The sequence below is a fragment of the Xanthomonas massiliensis genome, from assembly GCF_900018785.1.
GTDB lineage: Bacteria > Pseudomonadota > Gammaproteobacteria > Xanthomonadales > Xanthomonadaceae > Xanthomonas_B > Xanthomonas_B massiliensis.
Genome location: NZ_FCOY01000002.1, coordinates 156,989 through 171,440, shown reverse-complemented (window position 1 = coordinate 171,440; position 14,452 = coordinate 156,989). Strand labels below are relative to the sequence as shown.

General features: G+C 71.6%; 10 protein-coding genes. 4 read left to right on the top strand and 6 right to left on the bottom strand.

Annotated elements, in window-relative coordinates; genetic code table 11:
- Positions 1-14: 14 nt before the first annotated feature.
- The 6 genes from BN3794_RS00695 to BN3794_RS00670 form a co-directional block, all read right to left on the bottom strand.
- Complete coding sequence (locus BN3794_RS00695; RefSeq protein ID WP_425476679.1) at positions 15-623, bottom strand: thioredoxin-like domain-containing protein; 609 nt, start codon at positions 621-623, stop codon at positions 15-17.
- Between the two features lie 172 nt (positions 624-795).
- Positions 796-2,988: a TonB-dependent receptor plug domain-containing protein gene (locus BN3794_RS00690; protein ID WP_066091829.1), complete on the bottom strand. Its 2,193-nt coding sequence runs from the start codon at positions 2,986-2,988 to the stop codon at positions 796-798.
- 163 nt (positions 2,989-3,151) lie between these two features.
- A complete protein-coding gene (locus tag BN3794_RS00685) occupies positions 3,152-3,457 on the bottom strand; it encodes a DUF2149 domain-containing protein (RefSeq protein ID WP_066091826.1) in 306 nt (101 codons plus the stop codon).
- The gene (locus BN3794_RS00680) at positions 3,457-3,933 is read right to left on the bottom strand and encodes a MotA/TolQ/ExbB proton channel family protein (RefSeq protein ID WP_066091823.1); all 477 of its coding nucleotides are present in this window, start codon (positions 3,931-3,933) and stop codon (positions 3,457-3,459) included. The genes BN3794_RS00685 and BN3794_RS00680 overlap by 1 nt, the downstream gene beginning before the upstream one ends.
- Before the next feature lie 10 nt (positions 3,934-3,943).
- Positions 3,944-7,849, bottom strand: a complete 3,906-nt coding sequence (cobN, locus tag BN3794_RS00675; protein WP_066091820.1) for a cobaltochelatase subunit CobN — start codon at positions 7,847-7,849, stop codon at positions 3,944-3,946.
- Positions 7,849-9,750 (bottom strand): TonB-dependent receptor domain-containing protein, encoded by a 1,902-nt coding sequence (locus BN3794_RS00670; protein WP_236493099.1) that lies wholly within the window; start codon positions 9,748-9,750, stop codon positions 7,849-7,851. The genes cobN and BN3794_RS00670 overlap by 1 nt, the downstream gene beginning before the upstream one ends.
- Positions 9,751-9,931: 181 nt before the next feature.
- Between BN3794_RS00670 and BN3794_RS00665 the strand changes: the two genes are divergently transcribed.
- The 4 genes from BN3794_RS00665 to BN3794_RS00650 are packed head-to-tail and all read left to right on the top strand — an operon-like array spanning position 9,932 to position 14,443.
- Positions 9,932-11,734 carry a DUF885 domain-containing protein gene (locus BN3794_RS00665; RefSeq protein ID WP_066091814.1) on the top strand — a complete coding sequence of 601 codons (1,803 nt, stop codon included), beginning with the start codon at positions 9,932-9,934 and terminating at the stop codon, positions 11,732-11,734.
- Positions 11,735-11,772: 38 nt separating this feature from the next.
- Positions 11,773-12,141 carry a hypothetical protein gene (locus tag BN3794_RS00660; RefSeq protein ID WP_066091811.1) on the top strand — a complete coding sequence of 123 codons (369 nt, stop codon included), beginning with the start codon at positions 11,773-11,775 and terminating at the stop codon, positions 12,139-12,141.
- A 56-nt stretch (positions 12,142-12,197) separates the two neighbouring features.
- Positions 12,198-13,484, top strand: a complete 1,287-nt coding sequence (locus BN3794_RS00655; protein WP_066091807.1) for a TolC family protein — start codon at positions 12,198-12,200, stop codon at positions 13,482-13,484.
- Complete coding sequence (locus tag BN3794_RS00650) at positions 13,481-14,443, top strand: efflux RND transporter periplasmic adaptor subunit (protein ID WP_078059491.1); 963 nt, start codon at positions 13,481-13,483, stop codon at positions 14,441-14,443. Before BN3794_RS00655 ends, BN3794_RS00650 begins: the two co-directional genes overlap by 4 nt.
- Positions 14,444-14,452: the final 9 nt, after the last annotated feature.

Sequence of the window (14,452 nt, the reverse complement as noted above, 5' to 3'; positions counted from 1 at the left end):
GGGGGATCGTCGGTCTAGGGAGCGGCCGGCCCGGGTGCCGCGATCGCGTCCGCGGTCGGGCATCGGGATCCGTGTGCGCAGACGTTGTCCAGCCATTGCCGCATGACCGGCTGCAGGCCGACGTGGCGGCGCCCCTGCCAGCCGTTGCCCAGTATCCGTCCCTGGCGGTCGAGCAGCACCAGGTTGGGCGGCCCCAGGCCGGAGAGGCCACGCAAGCCGGGGATGCGGTCGATGCGACGGTAGTCCACCGCCGGCCAGGGCATGGCCTGGGCCTGCATGTAGCGCCGCATCTGGGCCTCGGTGCCGTCCAGGCTGACGTAGACCACCTCGGTGTCCGCGCCGGCCGCGCGCAATGCGTCGCGCACCTGCACCAGGGTCGGTACGAAGGCATGGCATGGGCCACACCAGTCGGCACCGAAGTACAGTGCGATCACCTCCGGCTCGTGGTTCCAGCGGTAATGGCGCATGCGCCCGCCGTCGGGGACCACCAACGCGGCGGCGATGTTGCCACGCAAGCGCTGCGGTACCTGCGCCTGCGCGTTCGCCTGTGCAGGCAGGCCGCCCAGCAGCAGTGCCGTGGCCAGTACCAGCAGCGCGGGGAGTAGAGAACGTCGGTACCGCAACGCCGGCCGGTATGGCCCGGGCTCTTGCCGCGTCTTGGTCCGCCGTGTCGCTGCAGGCCGGCGGGCCGGCGCGGCATCGGTCCGGCGCAGCAGGCCCCGACTTGCCTCGCCGGGGTGAAATGTTTCGCCTTGGGCGTGCCCGCGGCCCATGTTCCCCGGATGCGGCGGCGTTTCAGAAGGCATGGCGCAGGTTGAGGTACCACGAGCGCGCGAAGCGCGGCCCGTAGACGTAGTCGCTGTCGCGGTCGGGGCCCGTTTCCAGGTCCTTCTGGCGGCGGTCGGCCAGGTTCTTCACGCCGAAGGATACGGCGGTCTCGCGAGTGCCTTCCGCGCCCCAGTGCAGGTGCCACATCGCGCCCAGGTCGGTGACCCAGAAGTCGGGGGTGTGGTGCAGTTCGCCCTCGCGATTGTTGAGTGCGTACATGCGCCCGGTGTAGCGGGTGGCGAGGTAGGCCTGGAATTCCTCCCGCGGCTGCCAGGTGAGCTGCGCCAGTCCGCTCCACTGCGGCGTCTTCAGGTAGCGGCGGCTGGCGATCACGGTGTCGCCGCCGTCGGGGGTGTCATCGTAGAGGGTCTGCGCCTGGTCGTAGCGCGAGCGGTACCACGACACCCCGGCGCTCAGCCGCCACTGCGCGGCCGGCTGCCAGGCCAGGTTGCTCTCGAAGCCGGCGACCTTGGAGCCGGAGGCGTTGTAGCGCAGCTGGTACAGGCTGCCGTCGGCGTCGCTGCGGATCTCGCCCAGGGCGAAGGTATCGCGCAGGCGGGCGTAGGAGGCGGTGGCATCCCAGCTCCAGCGCGGATCGGCCGGGTTTGAGCGCCAGTCGAAGCCGAGCATGGCGGTGGCGGCCTTCTCCTCCTTCAGCCCGGCGGTGTTGCGCACCCGTACCTGGTCGGCGCCCAGCGTGTCCACGTGCACGTCCTCGACGAAGATCTCCGGGGCGCGGAAGCCGGTGGAGATGCCGGCGCGCCACTTCAGCCGCGGGCTGGCCTGCCAGGCCAGCGCGATGCGCGGGGAGAACACCGGATTGTCCAGTTCCGAGCTCTTGTCCACGCGCGCGCCGAGCACCAGGTCCACGTCCTCGTTCAACGCCCACTCGTCCTGGACGAAGGCGCCCAGGTTGCGGAAGGTGGCATCGGTGAGCGTGCGCAGGCGGCTGCCGGTGGCGTCGAGGTTGTAGTCGCGCAGTTGCTCGTACTTGTATTGCAGGCCGAAGGCCAGTGCGTGCGCGCCGAGCCGCCAGTTGAACTGGCTGTCCAGGTATTGCAGCGGGTTCTCGGTGTAGCCGTACTGGCGATAGGATGCCGCGGCCGCACTGCCGGGGATGAAGGGGTCCAGTTGCGCGGCGTCGTAGCCCGGCGCGGATGGATCGGTCACTACGTTGCCCAGGCCGCCGTAGAAGCTGTCGCGGTCGATGTCGGCGAAGGCGTAGGCGATGCGGAAGTCGGCGTCGTCGCTGACGATCTGCTCCCAGCTCAGGCTGCCGCGCTGGTAATGGGTGTGCAGCGATTCGGCGATGTTGGCCAGGTATTCGGGCTGACCCAGGCGATTGCCGCCGCGGCGGTCCTCGTGGGTGTACTGGTAGTCGGCGCGGACCGTGGCGTTGTCGGTAGGCGAGAACCATGCCTGCAAGCCACCCACGCGCAAGTCCTTGCGGGTCACTTCGGTATAGCCGTCATGGTTGTAGTCGACGCCGTCGTCCCACGCGCGCTGCGCCGAGACCGACAGGCCGATGCGGTCATCGCTGCCGACCAGGTCGAGTCGACCGTCGAGCAGGCGTTGTGGCTTGCCCTTGAGCACATCGACGCCGGCCTGCACGTAGCCGCCGTTGCGGGTCGGCCTCTCGGGCACCAGGTTGATCACCCCGGCCACCGCGCCGGGCCCGTACAGCGACGAGCCGCCGCCCTTGACCACCTCGATGCGGTCCACGAACGCGGAGGGAATCTGTTCCAGGCCGTACACGCTGCCCAGGGTAGACAGCAGCGGGATGCCGTCGAACAGGATCTGGTTGTAGGCGCCGGGCAGGCCCAGCAGCTGCACCTCGGAGGTGTTGCAGTTCTGGCAGTTGCTCTCCACCCGCAGGCCATTGATCAGTTCGGCCGCGCGCGAGAAGTCGGTGGCCGCGCGCAGCGCCATGTCCTGCTGGCGCAGCACCTCGGTGCGCACCGGCACGTCGGCGAGCAGGCGCTCGGTGCGGGTGGCGGTGCTGACCGTCACCTGCACCTTGTCCAGGTCCTTGGTGCGGCGGTTGTCGGCATCGTCGGCGTAGGCGGCAGCACTGGCGGCCAACAACGAGGCAAGCGCGGCCGCCAGCGGCAGGCGGCGCAGCAACGTGGAAGTTTCGAGGTGTAGGGAGGAGAGGCACATCGGCGGTCATCCGTGGAGCGGCCGGTGTGGGCCGGGAACTAAATAGCAATTGCTATAATGATAAGCAAAGTAAAAACCATGGCGCAATTGCTTTGATTGAAGTGAAAAGTTGCGTTGCGTGACCAAGCGTGCATCGCTAGGTCTGTCCCTGAACGCGCCGTACTCATTCCGGCACGTAGACCATGCGCCCGTCCGGCAGGCGGTAGGTGACCCCGGCCTTGACCCCGCCGCCCTCGCCGATCTGCCCGGTGGACTCGTAGCGGGTCAGTTCCTCACCATGCTTGACGGTGATGCGCATGCCGGCCTTGCCCGGGTTCTCAATCACGGTGACGTCCTGGGCGGCGAACGGATTGAGCGGGTTGCGCACGATCACGATCATCAGGATGCCGATCACCACCAGGAACAGGTCGATCAGGTTCACCACCGACAGGATCGGGTCGTCGGCCTCGTCGTGGTCGAGGAAGCGCATCAGCCGGCCTCCTGCGCGCGTTCGATGTCGCGCAGCTCCACCAGCAGCCAGCGCCGGCACACGGTCAGCATCAGGAAGGCGAGGCTGGCCGCCACCAGCGCCAGGATCACCGCCGAGAACGCCACCACCATGTTCTCGCCCACGCCCTGGGCATCGCTGCGGGTCAGCGCCAGCAGCGCCGGGCCCATCGGGATCATGGTCGCCACCAGGCCCAGCATCGGCGCGGTGCGCGCGACGATGCGCAGCCATTCCAGCCGCCGCATGATCCACAGCTCCATGTCCTCGCCGTTGCCGCCGTGGGCGGCGTGCCAGGCCGCCAGCGCCGAGCGGTAGCGGCCGCGGCGGCGCTGCAGCGCCTCCAGCAGGAAGCCGCCGAGCGCGACGAAGGCGTACAGCAGGGCGAGCAGGATCAGCGCCATCACCGGCACCAGGAACAGGTGGGACAGGCCGTAAAGCCAGGTTTCCAGGGACTTCATCGTCGATTCTTCAGCGAACGGGAGGGGGAGAGGGGAGGCGCGCGCGGCGCTGGCGCCAGGCGCCGAAGGCCAGGCAGGCCAGCAGTACCGACAGGCCCAGCCAAGCCGGCCGCGACGACGGCGGCGGGGCCGGTTCGCGCCGGCGCATGACCTGGCCGCGCACCGGGACCGTGGCCGGCGCCGCCGGCACGGCGGATGACGGGGCGGGCGGTGCCGGTGCGGCCGAGCGGCCAAAGCCGGATACGCGCGTGCCGGGCGCGACGCTGGACGCCGCCGCCGCCGCCGCTGCCTGGGCCTGCAGCTGGCGCAGGCGTGCGTCCAGCTCCTGCCGGGTGCGTGCATCCGGCTGCCAGTAGCCGCGGGCGATGGCCTCGCGCATGCGCTCGATCAGCTGTGCCTGCGCGGCCGGGTTGCCCTGCCCGAACCACTGCGCCATGCCCAGGTGGCGGGCATCGCGCACGTAGGTGTCGTGCAGCGCCTGCCACTGGTCGGCGCGCACGCTGGCCGGGTCGGCGACCTGCCAGCCGAACAGGTTGTCCACGGTGCGCAGTACCTCCAGCGTGCCGGCGTAGCCCTCGCCCTGCATCGCCGAGATCCATTGCGGGTTGAGCGCGCGGGTGCGCAGCTCGTCGGCCAGGAAGCGGGCCGCGGTGGTGGTCTTCGGCGTGGCCTGGCGCAGGTCGGCCACGTACAGCGGCGGGCTGGCGCCGTCGAGGTGGCGCACCGCCAGTCCGAGGCCGCCGAGGTACTCGAACGGGTGGTCGGTGGACAGCAGGCCGTGCACGTTGGACGAACGCGCCAGCACCGCGGCCTGCACCCCGTGCAGCTGCTCGGCCAGCAGGTTGACGCCGTTGCCGCCCTGGATGCCGCCCTCGCGCGCGCCGTAGGCGTACTGCATGCGCGCCAGGAAGCCTGCGGCGAGGCTGGCATCGTCCTTGGCCGCGCCGTCGCGGCGCTCGAGGACGGCGTGGTTGAAGCCGCTGCCGTACTCGCCCGGCGCGTTGCCGAAGATGCGCAGCGCGGCGAGCGTGCGGGCGCGTTCGGGCGCGATGCCGCGCGCGATGAGGGCCTGCTCGGTCTGGCGGGCGTGGCCGGCGACGGGGTTGGCCGGGCCGGGCGGCAGCGCCGCGAGCCGGTCGATCGCCCCGGCCAGCAGGCGCATGAACGGCTCGAACTGGTCGCGGTAGACGCTGGTGACCTGCACCACCGCGTCGATGCGCGGATGCGCCAGCTCGGCGTCCGGCACGATCTCCAGGGCGGTGACCCGGCCGCCGGCATCCCACACCGGGCGCAGGCCGAGCGCGTGCAGCACCTCGCTCTCGAGCACGCCGAGGTGGCGGATCGCCTCGCTCGACCACAGGCTGAAGGCGAGCTTGTCCGGCAGCGCGCCGCCGTGGTCGGCGCGGTAGGCGTCCAGCAGCTGGTCCAGCGCCACCCGGCCGGTGGCGAAGGCGGCGCGGGTGGGCAGCTTGTCCGGCTCGAACAGGTACAGGTTGCGGCCGGAGCGTACGTCCGGGTTGCGGATCGGGTCGCCGCCGGCGCCGGGCAGGGTGAAGCCGCCGGCCAGGCCGTGCAGCAGCGCCTCGATCTCCTGGGTGTCCGACAGCGCCGCGTCCTGGGCTCTGGCGTGCTCGATCATCGCCCGCAGCGCCGGGTCGGCCACCTCGTCCAGCGGCGCGCCGTCGCGCAGGTAGCGCGCCAGGGTGCGGTAGGCCACGCCGGCCTGCAGCTGCCGGTAGTCGCCGGCGAACACCTCCTGCGGATCCTGGCCGAGCGCGCGGTAGTACGGTTCGCCGAGCTGCTGCATCACCGTGGACAGCTGGTGCTCGGGCGCGGCCGGCTCGCCGAAGGTGTGCAGGCCCAGCGGCGTGGCGGTGCGCGCCAGTTCGTGCAGGTGGTCGTGCAGCACCGCCATGAAGCCGTCGAAGTCGGCATCGATGCGTGCCCGGGTCCAGCCCAGGTCGGCGGCCATGCCGCTGGCCACCGCCATCGTCGCGATGCGCGCGACGGTGGCCTGGCGCACCTGGCCGGCATCGAGCTGCAGGTATTCGTGGATGGCCGCGTGCAGGTCGCGCAGTTCGTCGTACAGGCCGGACGGGGCCAGCGCCGGGGTCTGGTGGCTGATGGTCACCGCGCGGCCGCGGCGCCGGGCCTGCACCGCCTCGCCGACGTTGTCCTGGATGTAGGGATAGAACACCGGCAGGTCGCCGACGGCCAGGTACGGGTAGTCGTTGACCCACAGCCCGCGGTCCTTGCCCGGCGTCCACTCCTGGGTGCCATGGGTGCCGAAGTGGACCAGGGCGTCGGCGTGCCAGCCCTCGCGCAGGTAGAGGTAGGCGGCGAGGTAGCCGTGGGAGGGCAGCGACGCCATGTCGTGGGTGGCCTCGCCCAGGCGGGCGGCGCGCGGCGGCTGCGGCATCACCAGCAGCTTGCCCAGGCGCAGGGCCGGCAGCACGAAGGCGGGCACGCCATCGACGCTGCGCACGCCGGGCGCCTGCGCGGGATCGCCCCAGCGCGCGAGCAGCGCCTGGCGCTGCGCCGGTGGCAGGGTGTCCAGCCATTGCCGGTAGCGCGCCAGCGGCAGGGTCACCGCCAGTCCGCGCGCGAGCAGGGCATCCAGGGTCTGCGGACGGTAGTAGCCGCCGAGCATGGCCTGGGCATCGGCGGTGAAGGCCTTGGCCTGGACGGGGGTGGCGTCGTAGCCGGCCGCGGCCAGGCGCCGGGTCAGGGTCTCCAGGCTGGCCGGCACGTTCAGGCCGGAGGCGGACAGGTTCTTCTCCCCGTCCGGCGCGTTCCAGAACAGCAATGCCAGGCGCTTGTCGGCCGCCGGCGTGTGGCGCAGCGCGGCCAGGCGCGCGAGCTTGGCCGCCAGCGCGTCGATCTGCTCGGGAATCGGCTGCTCGGCATCGGCGGCGGTGGCCGAGACCACCATCGGGTCGATCAGGCCCCAGCCTTCGGGCACGGCCACGAAGGTGGCCAGCAGCGGCGCTGGCACGCCGCTGGATGCGGCACGCCAGGCGTCGGCATCGCCCTGGCGCCAGCCAAGCGTCTGCAGCGCCGGCACGTCCAGCGTCGGCAGCTCGGCGCTGCGCGCGCGGCCGTTCTGCAGGTGGGTCAGGTTCACCACCGCGTCCACCTCCAGCCCCTGCAGCGCGTGTAGCAGGCCGGTGTCCTCGCCCTGGTCGAACCACACGCCGAAGGCGGCGACATGGCGGCGCCGGGCGGCGGCGATCACGGCATCGAGCACCTCGGTCTGCAGCGCGCCGACACTGCCGGCGGCGACGATCACCGCGGCCCGCGGCCAGCCGTCCTCGCCGGCGCCGTGCCACGCCGCGCGCAGGGCGTCGGCGTCGCCGAGCCAGCCGGCGTGGCCGGGCAGGTAGTAGCCGGTGGCCGGCTGCGGTTGCGGCGGCGCCAGCGCGGCGGTGTCGCCGCCGTGCGCGCGCAGCGCCAGCCAGCGCGCCAGCTGGCGGTAGTTGGCCACGCCGCCGTTGCCGTAGTAGCCGACCAGCCGGCGCGCATCGGCCTCGGCCAGCCGACCCCACGCCGGCGCGCCGCCGCCGACGCGGATCCACGGCGTGCGTGCGGCGGCCAGGCGCTCGCCGACGCTCTTCTCCACCGCCTCGCGGTCGGCCGGGCGTGGCGTGTCGAGCACGACCAGCGCGGCATCGCCGGGCCAGCCCTCGGGCAAGGCGTGGCCGGGCCCGACCGCGACATGGCGGAACCGCACCTGCTCGGGCCGGGCGATGGCGTCCAGGCGCGCGGTGCGCGAGGGCAGCACGAAATCGTCGGCGACCACGTCCACCACGACCTCGGCCTGCGCCCAGGGCGCGGCGGTTGCCAGCACGGCCAGCAGCCACGCCGCCACGCCCCGCCGGCGGCGGCGGTATCCACCCGCCAGGTACGGCGCCTCCATCAGAAGCCCAGCTCGATGCCGGCGTGCACGTAGCGCCCGGTTTCCCCATAGGGGTACAGGGCCGAGGTCTCGTCCAGGCGCTTGTCGGCCAGGTTGTCGATGCCGCCCACCAGGCTCACCCGCGCGGTGACCGCATAGCGCGCGTCCAGGGCCCACAGCCAGTAGCCGGGCAGCGGCACCAGGGTGCTGCTGTACTGCGGGCCGACGTACTCGCTGCGCAGCGAGGCCTGCAGCCGCTGGCCGTGCCAGTGCAGCTGCGCGGCGCCGTTGCGGCGCGGGCGTTCGGTCAGCGGCGCGTCGGCGCTGAGGTCGCGGGCGCGGGTCCAGCTGAAATTGGCGTCCAGCGAGAAATCGGCGGGCAACTGCCAGCGGCCGACCAGCTCGGCACCCTGCACGCGGGCCCTGGCCACGTTGGTGTAGTTGCGCACCTCGCGGCCGCGGATGCCGCAGCTGGCCACGCACACGGTCTGGATCAGGTCCTCCAGGTCGTTGCGGAACAGCGTGCCCTGCAGGCTCCAGCGGTCGGCGTCCCAGCTGGCGGCCAGCTCGTAGCTGGTGTCGCGCTCGGGCTTGAGGTCCGGGTTGCCGTAGATGGTGAAGCGCCCGCCGCCGCCGACCGCCGAGTATTCCGGCGAGAGCTGCTTCAGGCTGGGCGCCTTGAAGCCGCTGCCGACGCCGCCCTTGAGCGTGAACATGTCGGTGGCGTGCCACACGGCGTAGGCGCGCGGGCTGTCGTGCCAGCCGAAGCGCGGGTGGTGGTCGGCGCGGTCGCCCAGCACCAGCGACAGGGCGTCGTCGAAGCGGATCTCGTCCTGCACGAACACGCCGGTCTGGATCGCCTGCACGTGGCCGGAGAGCGCCGCGGCGGTGTCGTCCAGGTGCTCGCGGTGCCACTCGCCACCGGCGGTCAGGCGATGGTGCGTGCCCAGGTCGACGGTGGCGCGCGCATCGCCGATGTCGTCGGTCAGCGACTGCGGCCGCGTCGGCTCGCCCTGCGAGCGCTGGTTGTCGCGGTCAAGGGTCGAGCGGTACAGGTTCACCTGGGTCTGGCCCCAGCGCCACTCGCCGCGATGGCTCAGCGTGGTCTGGGTGCGGTCGATCCGGTCGACGTTGGCGTAGACGTAGGCCGGCGAGCCGGATTCGAGCGAATTTCGCCAGCGCTTCTCGCGGCCCTGCAGCCGCGACAGGTCGATGCGCTGGGCCTCGTCGGGGGTCCAGGTCAGGGTGACGTTGCCGGTATCGGCGTCGCGCCCTTCCTGGTCGGACAGGCGCGCGTCGGTGGGATCGACCGTGGCCTCCTTGCGCCGGTGCTCGGCGAACACGCTCAGCCCGAGCGTGCCCGGCACCAGCGCACCGCCGGCATAGACGCCGGCCTGGGTGACGCCGCCGCCGCGCCCGCCGGCGACGGTGCCGCCGTTGTAGGACAGCGCGCCGTGCCAGTCGTCGGTGGCCTTGCGGGTGATCACGTTGACCACCCCGCCCAGCGCCTCGGAGCCGTACAGCGAGGACATCGGCCCGCGCACCACCTCGATGCGCTCGATCGCCGCGGCCGGCAGCCAGTCCAGGTCGAAGTCGGCATGCGCGATCGCGTCGCTGGCGGCGTTGACGCGGCGCCCGTCCAGCAGCACCAGGGTGTATTCGGCGTCCATGCCGCGGATGCGGATGCCGCGCCGGGTCAGGCCGACGCCGCTGACGGTGACGCCGGGGCTGCCGCGCAGGGCATCGGTCAGGTCCAGCACCGGGCGCAGGTCCAGCTGTTCGCGGGTGATGACGCTGACCGAGGCGGGCGCATCGCTGGCCAGGCGCGCGGTGGTCGTCGCGGTGACCACCACCGGATCCAGGTCGTGGGCATCCGGGGTGGAGTCGGCCAGCGCGGCGGACGGGAACAGGGCAACGGCCAAGGCCGCCGCCAGGGGCAGCGAAGTCGGGTGGGAGCGAGGCATGGGGGGAGGTGGAATAGGAAATGTTATAACATTCTTGTCATCGCGCTCCCGGTTTTGCAACAGGGACTTCCGGGGCATGCACCCGGTGCGGTGCGGGTGGGATGATCGCGGGCACCGCCCTGCCGCCAGGTTTGCCTTCGTGAGATCGTCCCTTGCCGTTGCCCTCTCGCTCGTCCTGCTGCCCGTGTCGATGACCGCCGTTCCCGCCGCCGATGCCCGGCCGCAAGCCCCGGCGCCCGCCGCCGCGGACCGGGAGCGCCCGGCCGATGCCGATTTCCGCGCGATCTACGAGAAGGAATGGGCCTGGCGCCAGGCCACCACCGGCGAGGCCGACGAGGACAGCGACAGCACCGGCGACAACCCGCAGCTGCCCGACGTGTCCCCGGCAGCGCAGCAGGCACGGCTGAAGGTCTGGCAGGACGTGCTGGCGCGGCTGGACGCGATCGACCCGGCGCGGCTCTCGCCGGCCAACCGCGTCAACTACGCGGTCTACCGCGACCAGGTGCAGAACCTGGCCGACGAGGTGCGCTTCGGCCTGTACGAGATGCCGTTCAACTCGGACACCTCGTTCTGGTCGAACCTGGGCTTCATGGCGCAGCGGCAGATGCGCACGCCGCAGGAGTTGCGCGCCTACATCGCCCGCCTGGACGACGTGCCGCGCTACTTCGACCAGCACATCGCCAACATGCGCGCCGGGCTGAAGCGCGGCTTCACCGTGCCGCGCGCGGTGCTCGACGGGCGCGACGTATCCATCGCGATGGTCGCCGAGGTGAAGGACCCGACCGCCAGCATCTTCTACGCACCGTTCAGGCAACTGCCGGCGACCATTCCCGCCGCCGAGCAGGACGCGCTGCGCGAGCAGGCCCGGGCCGCCATCGCCGGCGCCGTCGTGCCCGCCTTCGGCAAGCTGCTGGCCTTCTTCCGCGACGAATACGTGCCGGGCGCACGCACCACCCTGGCCGCCGAGGCGTTGCCGGACGGCAAGGCGTTCTATCGCCAGCAGATCCGCGAATACACCACGCTGGCGCTGAGCCCGGAGCAGATCCACCGCATCGGCCTGGAGCAGGTGGCGCAGATCCAGAAGCAGATGGACGCGGTGATCGACCGCACCGGATTCGCCGGGCGCTCGCCACGGACGCGCTTCGCCGACTTCCTGCAGTTCCTGCGCACCGACCCGCAGTTCTACGCCAAGACCCCGCAGGAGTTGCTCGACCGCGCCGCGTGGATCGCCAAGCGCGTGGACGGGGAGGTCGGCAAGTTCATCGGCACGCTGCCGCGCGGGCGCTTCACCATCAAGCCGGTGCCGGCCGACATCGCCCCGTTCTGGACCGCCGGCCGCGGCGGTGCCGACGTGTACTGGGTCAACACCTACGACCTGCCCTCGCGCCCGCTGTACAACCTGCCGGCGCTGACCCTGCACGAGTCCTCGCCCGGCCATTCGCTGCAGCTGAACCTGGCTGCCGAGCAGGGCGAGCAGCCGGCGTTCCGCCGCGACGGCTACATCTCCGCCTACGGCGAGGGCTGGGCGCTGTACACCGAGAAGCTGGGCGAGGAGATGGGCCTGTACGAGACGCCCTACGAGCGCTTCGGCTATCTGACCTACCAGATGTGGCGCGCCTGCCGGCTGGTGATCGACACCGGCATCCACCACGACGGCTGGACGCGGCAGCAGGCCATCGACTATCTGGCCGAACACACCGCGCTGAGCCGGCACGAAGTGGAAACCGAGGTGGACCGCTACATCTCCTGGCCCGGCCAGGCGCTGAGCTACATGCTCGGCCAGCTGACCATCCAGCGCCTGCGCGCCGAGGCCGAGCAGGCGCTCGGGCCGACATTCGACATCCGCGCCTTCCACGATGTCATCCTCGGCACCGGCTCGGTGCCGATGCCGGTGCTGGAGCAGCAGGTGCGCGCCTGGATCGCCGCCGAGCGCGCCGGCTGAGATTGTGTAACCGCGCCGGAGCCGGCTAGCCTGCCGGCATGTTGTCGTGCCTGCGCCAGCGCTCTGCCCGCCTGCCGCGCCTGTTGGCGTGGGCCTTGCTGCTGCTGTGCGTGCTGGCCGCGCCGATGGCTTCGGCACTGGGCGACGTGCATGCGCTGGCGCATGCCGGCACCGAGACCGGCGCGGATGCACACGCGACGGCGGCCGACGACCAGGCTGGCGATGCCGGCAGCCTGATGCATGCGCTGATGCACGGCAGCCATTGCCACGGCCATGCCGTGCTGCTGCTGCCGGCGCTGCCGGCATGGTCGACCGCCGTGCCGGCCGCCGAACCGCCGTGCCCGTTCCAGGCGCGCCCGGCGTGCAGCCGCGTCGCGTCCCTGCTGCGCCCCCCGATCGCCGCGTGAAAGCCTGCCGGACCGGTTGACGGCCCGGCCTGTCCCCTTTCCGCGGAGAATTTCCCATGTGGTTGCGATTGGCGGCAGTGGCCGCCCTCGCGGTCGTGCCTGCGCTGCATGCGCAGGAACGGCCGTCCTTGCCCGTCCTTACCCTCGATCAGGCGATCGCGCGCGTCGCCGCCGTCCATCCCGATCTGCGCCTGGTCGAAGGCCGCCGCGACGTGCTGCAAGCCAATCTGGATGCCGCCGGCCTGCGCCCACCGCTGACCCTGGGCGCGACGCTGGAAAACGCGGCCGGCAGCGGCGCCTACCGCGGCTTCGACCAGGCCGAACTGACCGTCAGCCTGGCCGGCGTGCTCGAGCGTGGCGGCAAGCTCGATGCGCGCCGCACCTTCGCCCAGGCCAACATCGACAACCTCGCGCCGCAGCGCGAGATCGCACGCCTGGACCTGCTGGCCGAAACTGCCCGGCGCTACCTGGCGGTCACCGCTGCGATCCGGCAACGCGAGATTGCCGAGACCGACATTGAGCAGCGCAAGCGAAGCGTCGAGGCGGCACAGCGGCGGCACGCCGCTGGTGCCTCGCCCGAATCGGTCGTGCTCACTGCGCAGGCGGCACTGGCGGAGGCCGAGCTGGACCGCGCCCGCACCCTGCAAAGCGAGCGGGCGGCACGGCAGACTCTGGCAGCGCTGTGGAACCAGCGCGATCCGGATTTCGGCACGGTCGCCGGCGATCCGCTGGCCCTGCCGGCGCTGGAGGACTTCGCGCAGCTGAGCGCTTGGCTGGAGAAGACCCCCGAACTGGCGCAGTTGGCGGGCGAGGCCCGCATCCGTGAGGCGCAAGTGCGCCTGGCCCGCAGCGAGGCCAAGGCCGACCTGCAATGGCAGGTCGGTGCACGCACGCTGCGAGGCGACGACAACGACGTGGCGCTGGTGGCCGGCCTGAGCATGCCGCTGGGCATGTCGCGTCGCGCCCAGCCGGGTATCCACGCCGCCGAGGCCGAACTGGCCCTGAGTGCGGTCGAACGCGAAGCGCTGTCGATCCGGCTGTATTCCACCCTGTCCGGTGCCTACGGCGACTACGTCACCGCGCGACTGGAAAGCGAAACGCTGGCCGGCGACGTGCTGCCACGGCTGGCGAAGGCCGAGCAGGCCGCCGACCTTGCCTGGCGTGCAGGCGCGATCAGCTACATGGAGTGGGCGATGCTGCAGGACCAGCGAGTGCAGGCGCGCAGACGCCAGTTGCAGGCCGCCCTGAACGCACAAACCGCCCTCATCGAAATCCAGCGCCTGACCGGCCAGCCCATCGTCGCGGCCGCCGGCAACGCCCCCCGTTCGGAAAGCACCCCATGAAGATTCTTGCGAAAAGCCTCTCGGCCACCACCCTGGTCTTGACGATCTCCCTGTTGCTGGCCGGTTGCGGCAAACAGGAAACCGCACCCGCTGCGGAAGAAAAAGCCGCCAGCGCAGAAGACGGTGGGCACGAAGAAGCCACCGAATCCACCGTAATCGACAAGGCCGAAGCCGACGCGAACGGCATCAAGACGGCCACGGCCGCGGCGGGCACCATTGCGCAGGAACTTGAAGTCCAAGGACTGCTGAGTGCGATCGACGGCAGCGTCGCCCAGGTCACCGCGCGCTACCCGGGCCGCATCCAGTCGCTGCGTGCCAACGTCGGCGACCAGGTCAGGGCAGGACAGCCGTTGGCCGCCATCGACAGCAACCTGAGCCTGAGCACGTATGCGGTGTCCGCGCCGATTTCCGGCGTGGTGCTGAGCCGCCAGGCCCAGCTGGGCGGCGGCGCGGCCGAGGGCCAGTCGCTGTTCGAGATCGCCAATCTTTCCAAGGTCTGGGCCGACCTGAGCCTGTTCGGCGAGCAGATCCGCCAGGTGCCGGCCGGCGCTCCTCTCACCCTTACCCGCCTGTACGACGGCAGCGCCATTGAGACCACCATCGAGCGTGTGCTGCCCGGCACGTTTGCCGCAAGCCAGAGCGCGATCGCCCGCGCCACGCTGGACAACGCCGACGGCCAGTGGCGTCCCGGTATGGCCGTCACCGCCCGCATCACCACCGATCGCCGCGACGCGGCGCTGGTGCTGCCGCTGGCGGCGTTGCAGACCATGGACGGCCACGAGGCTGTGTTCGTGCGCACGGGCGATACCTACACCGCCCGCGCGGTGAAGACCGGCGCACGCGATGCCACCCATGTGGAAATCCTCGAAGGCGTGAAGGCAGGCGAGGACGTGGTGGTGGCGCAGAGCTACCTGGTCAAGGCGGACATCGAGAAGTCCGGCGCATCCCACGAGCACTGACGGAGATAT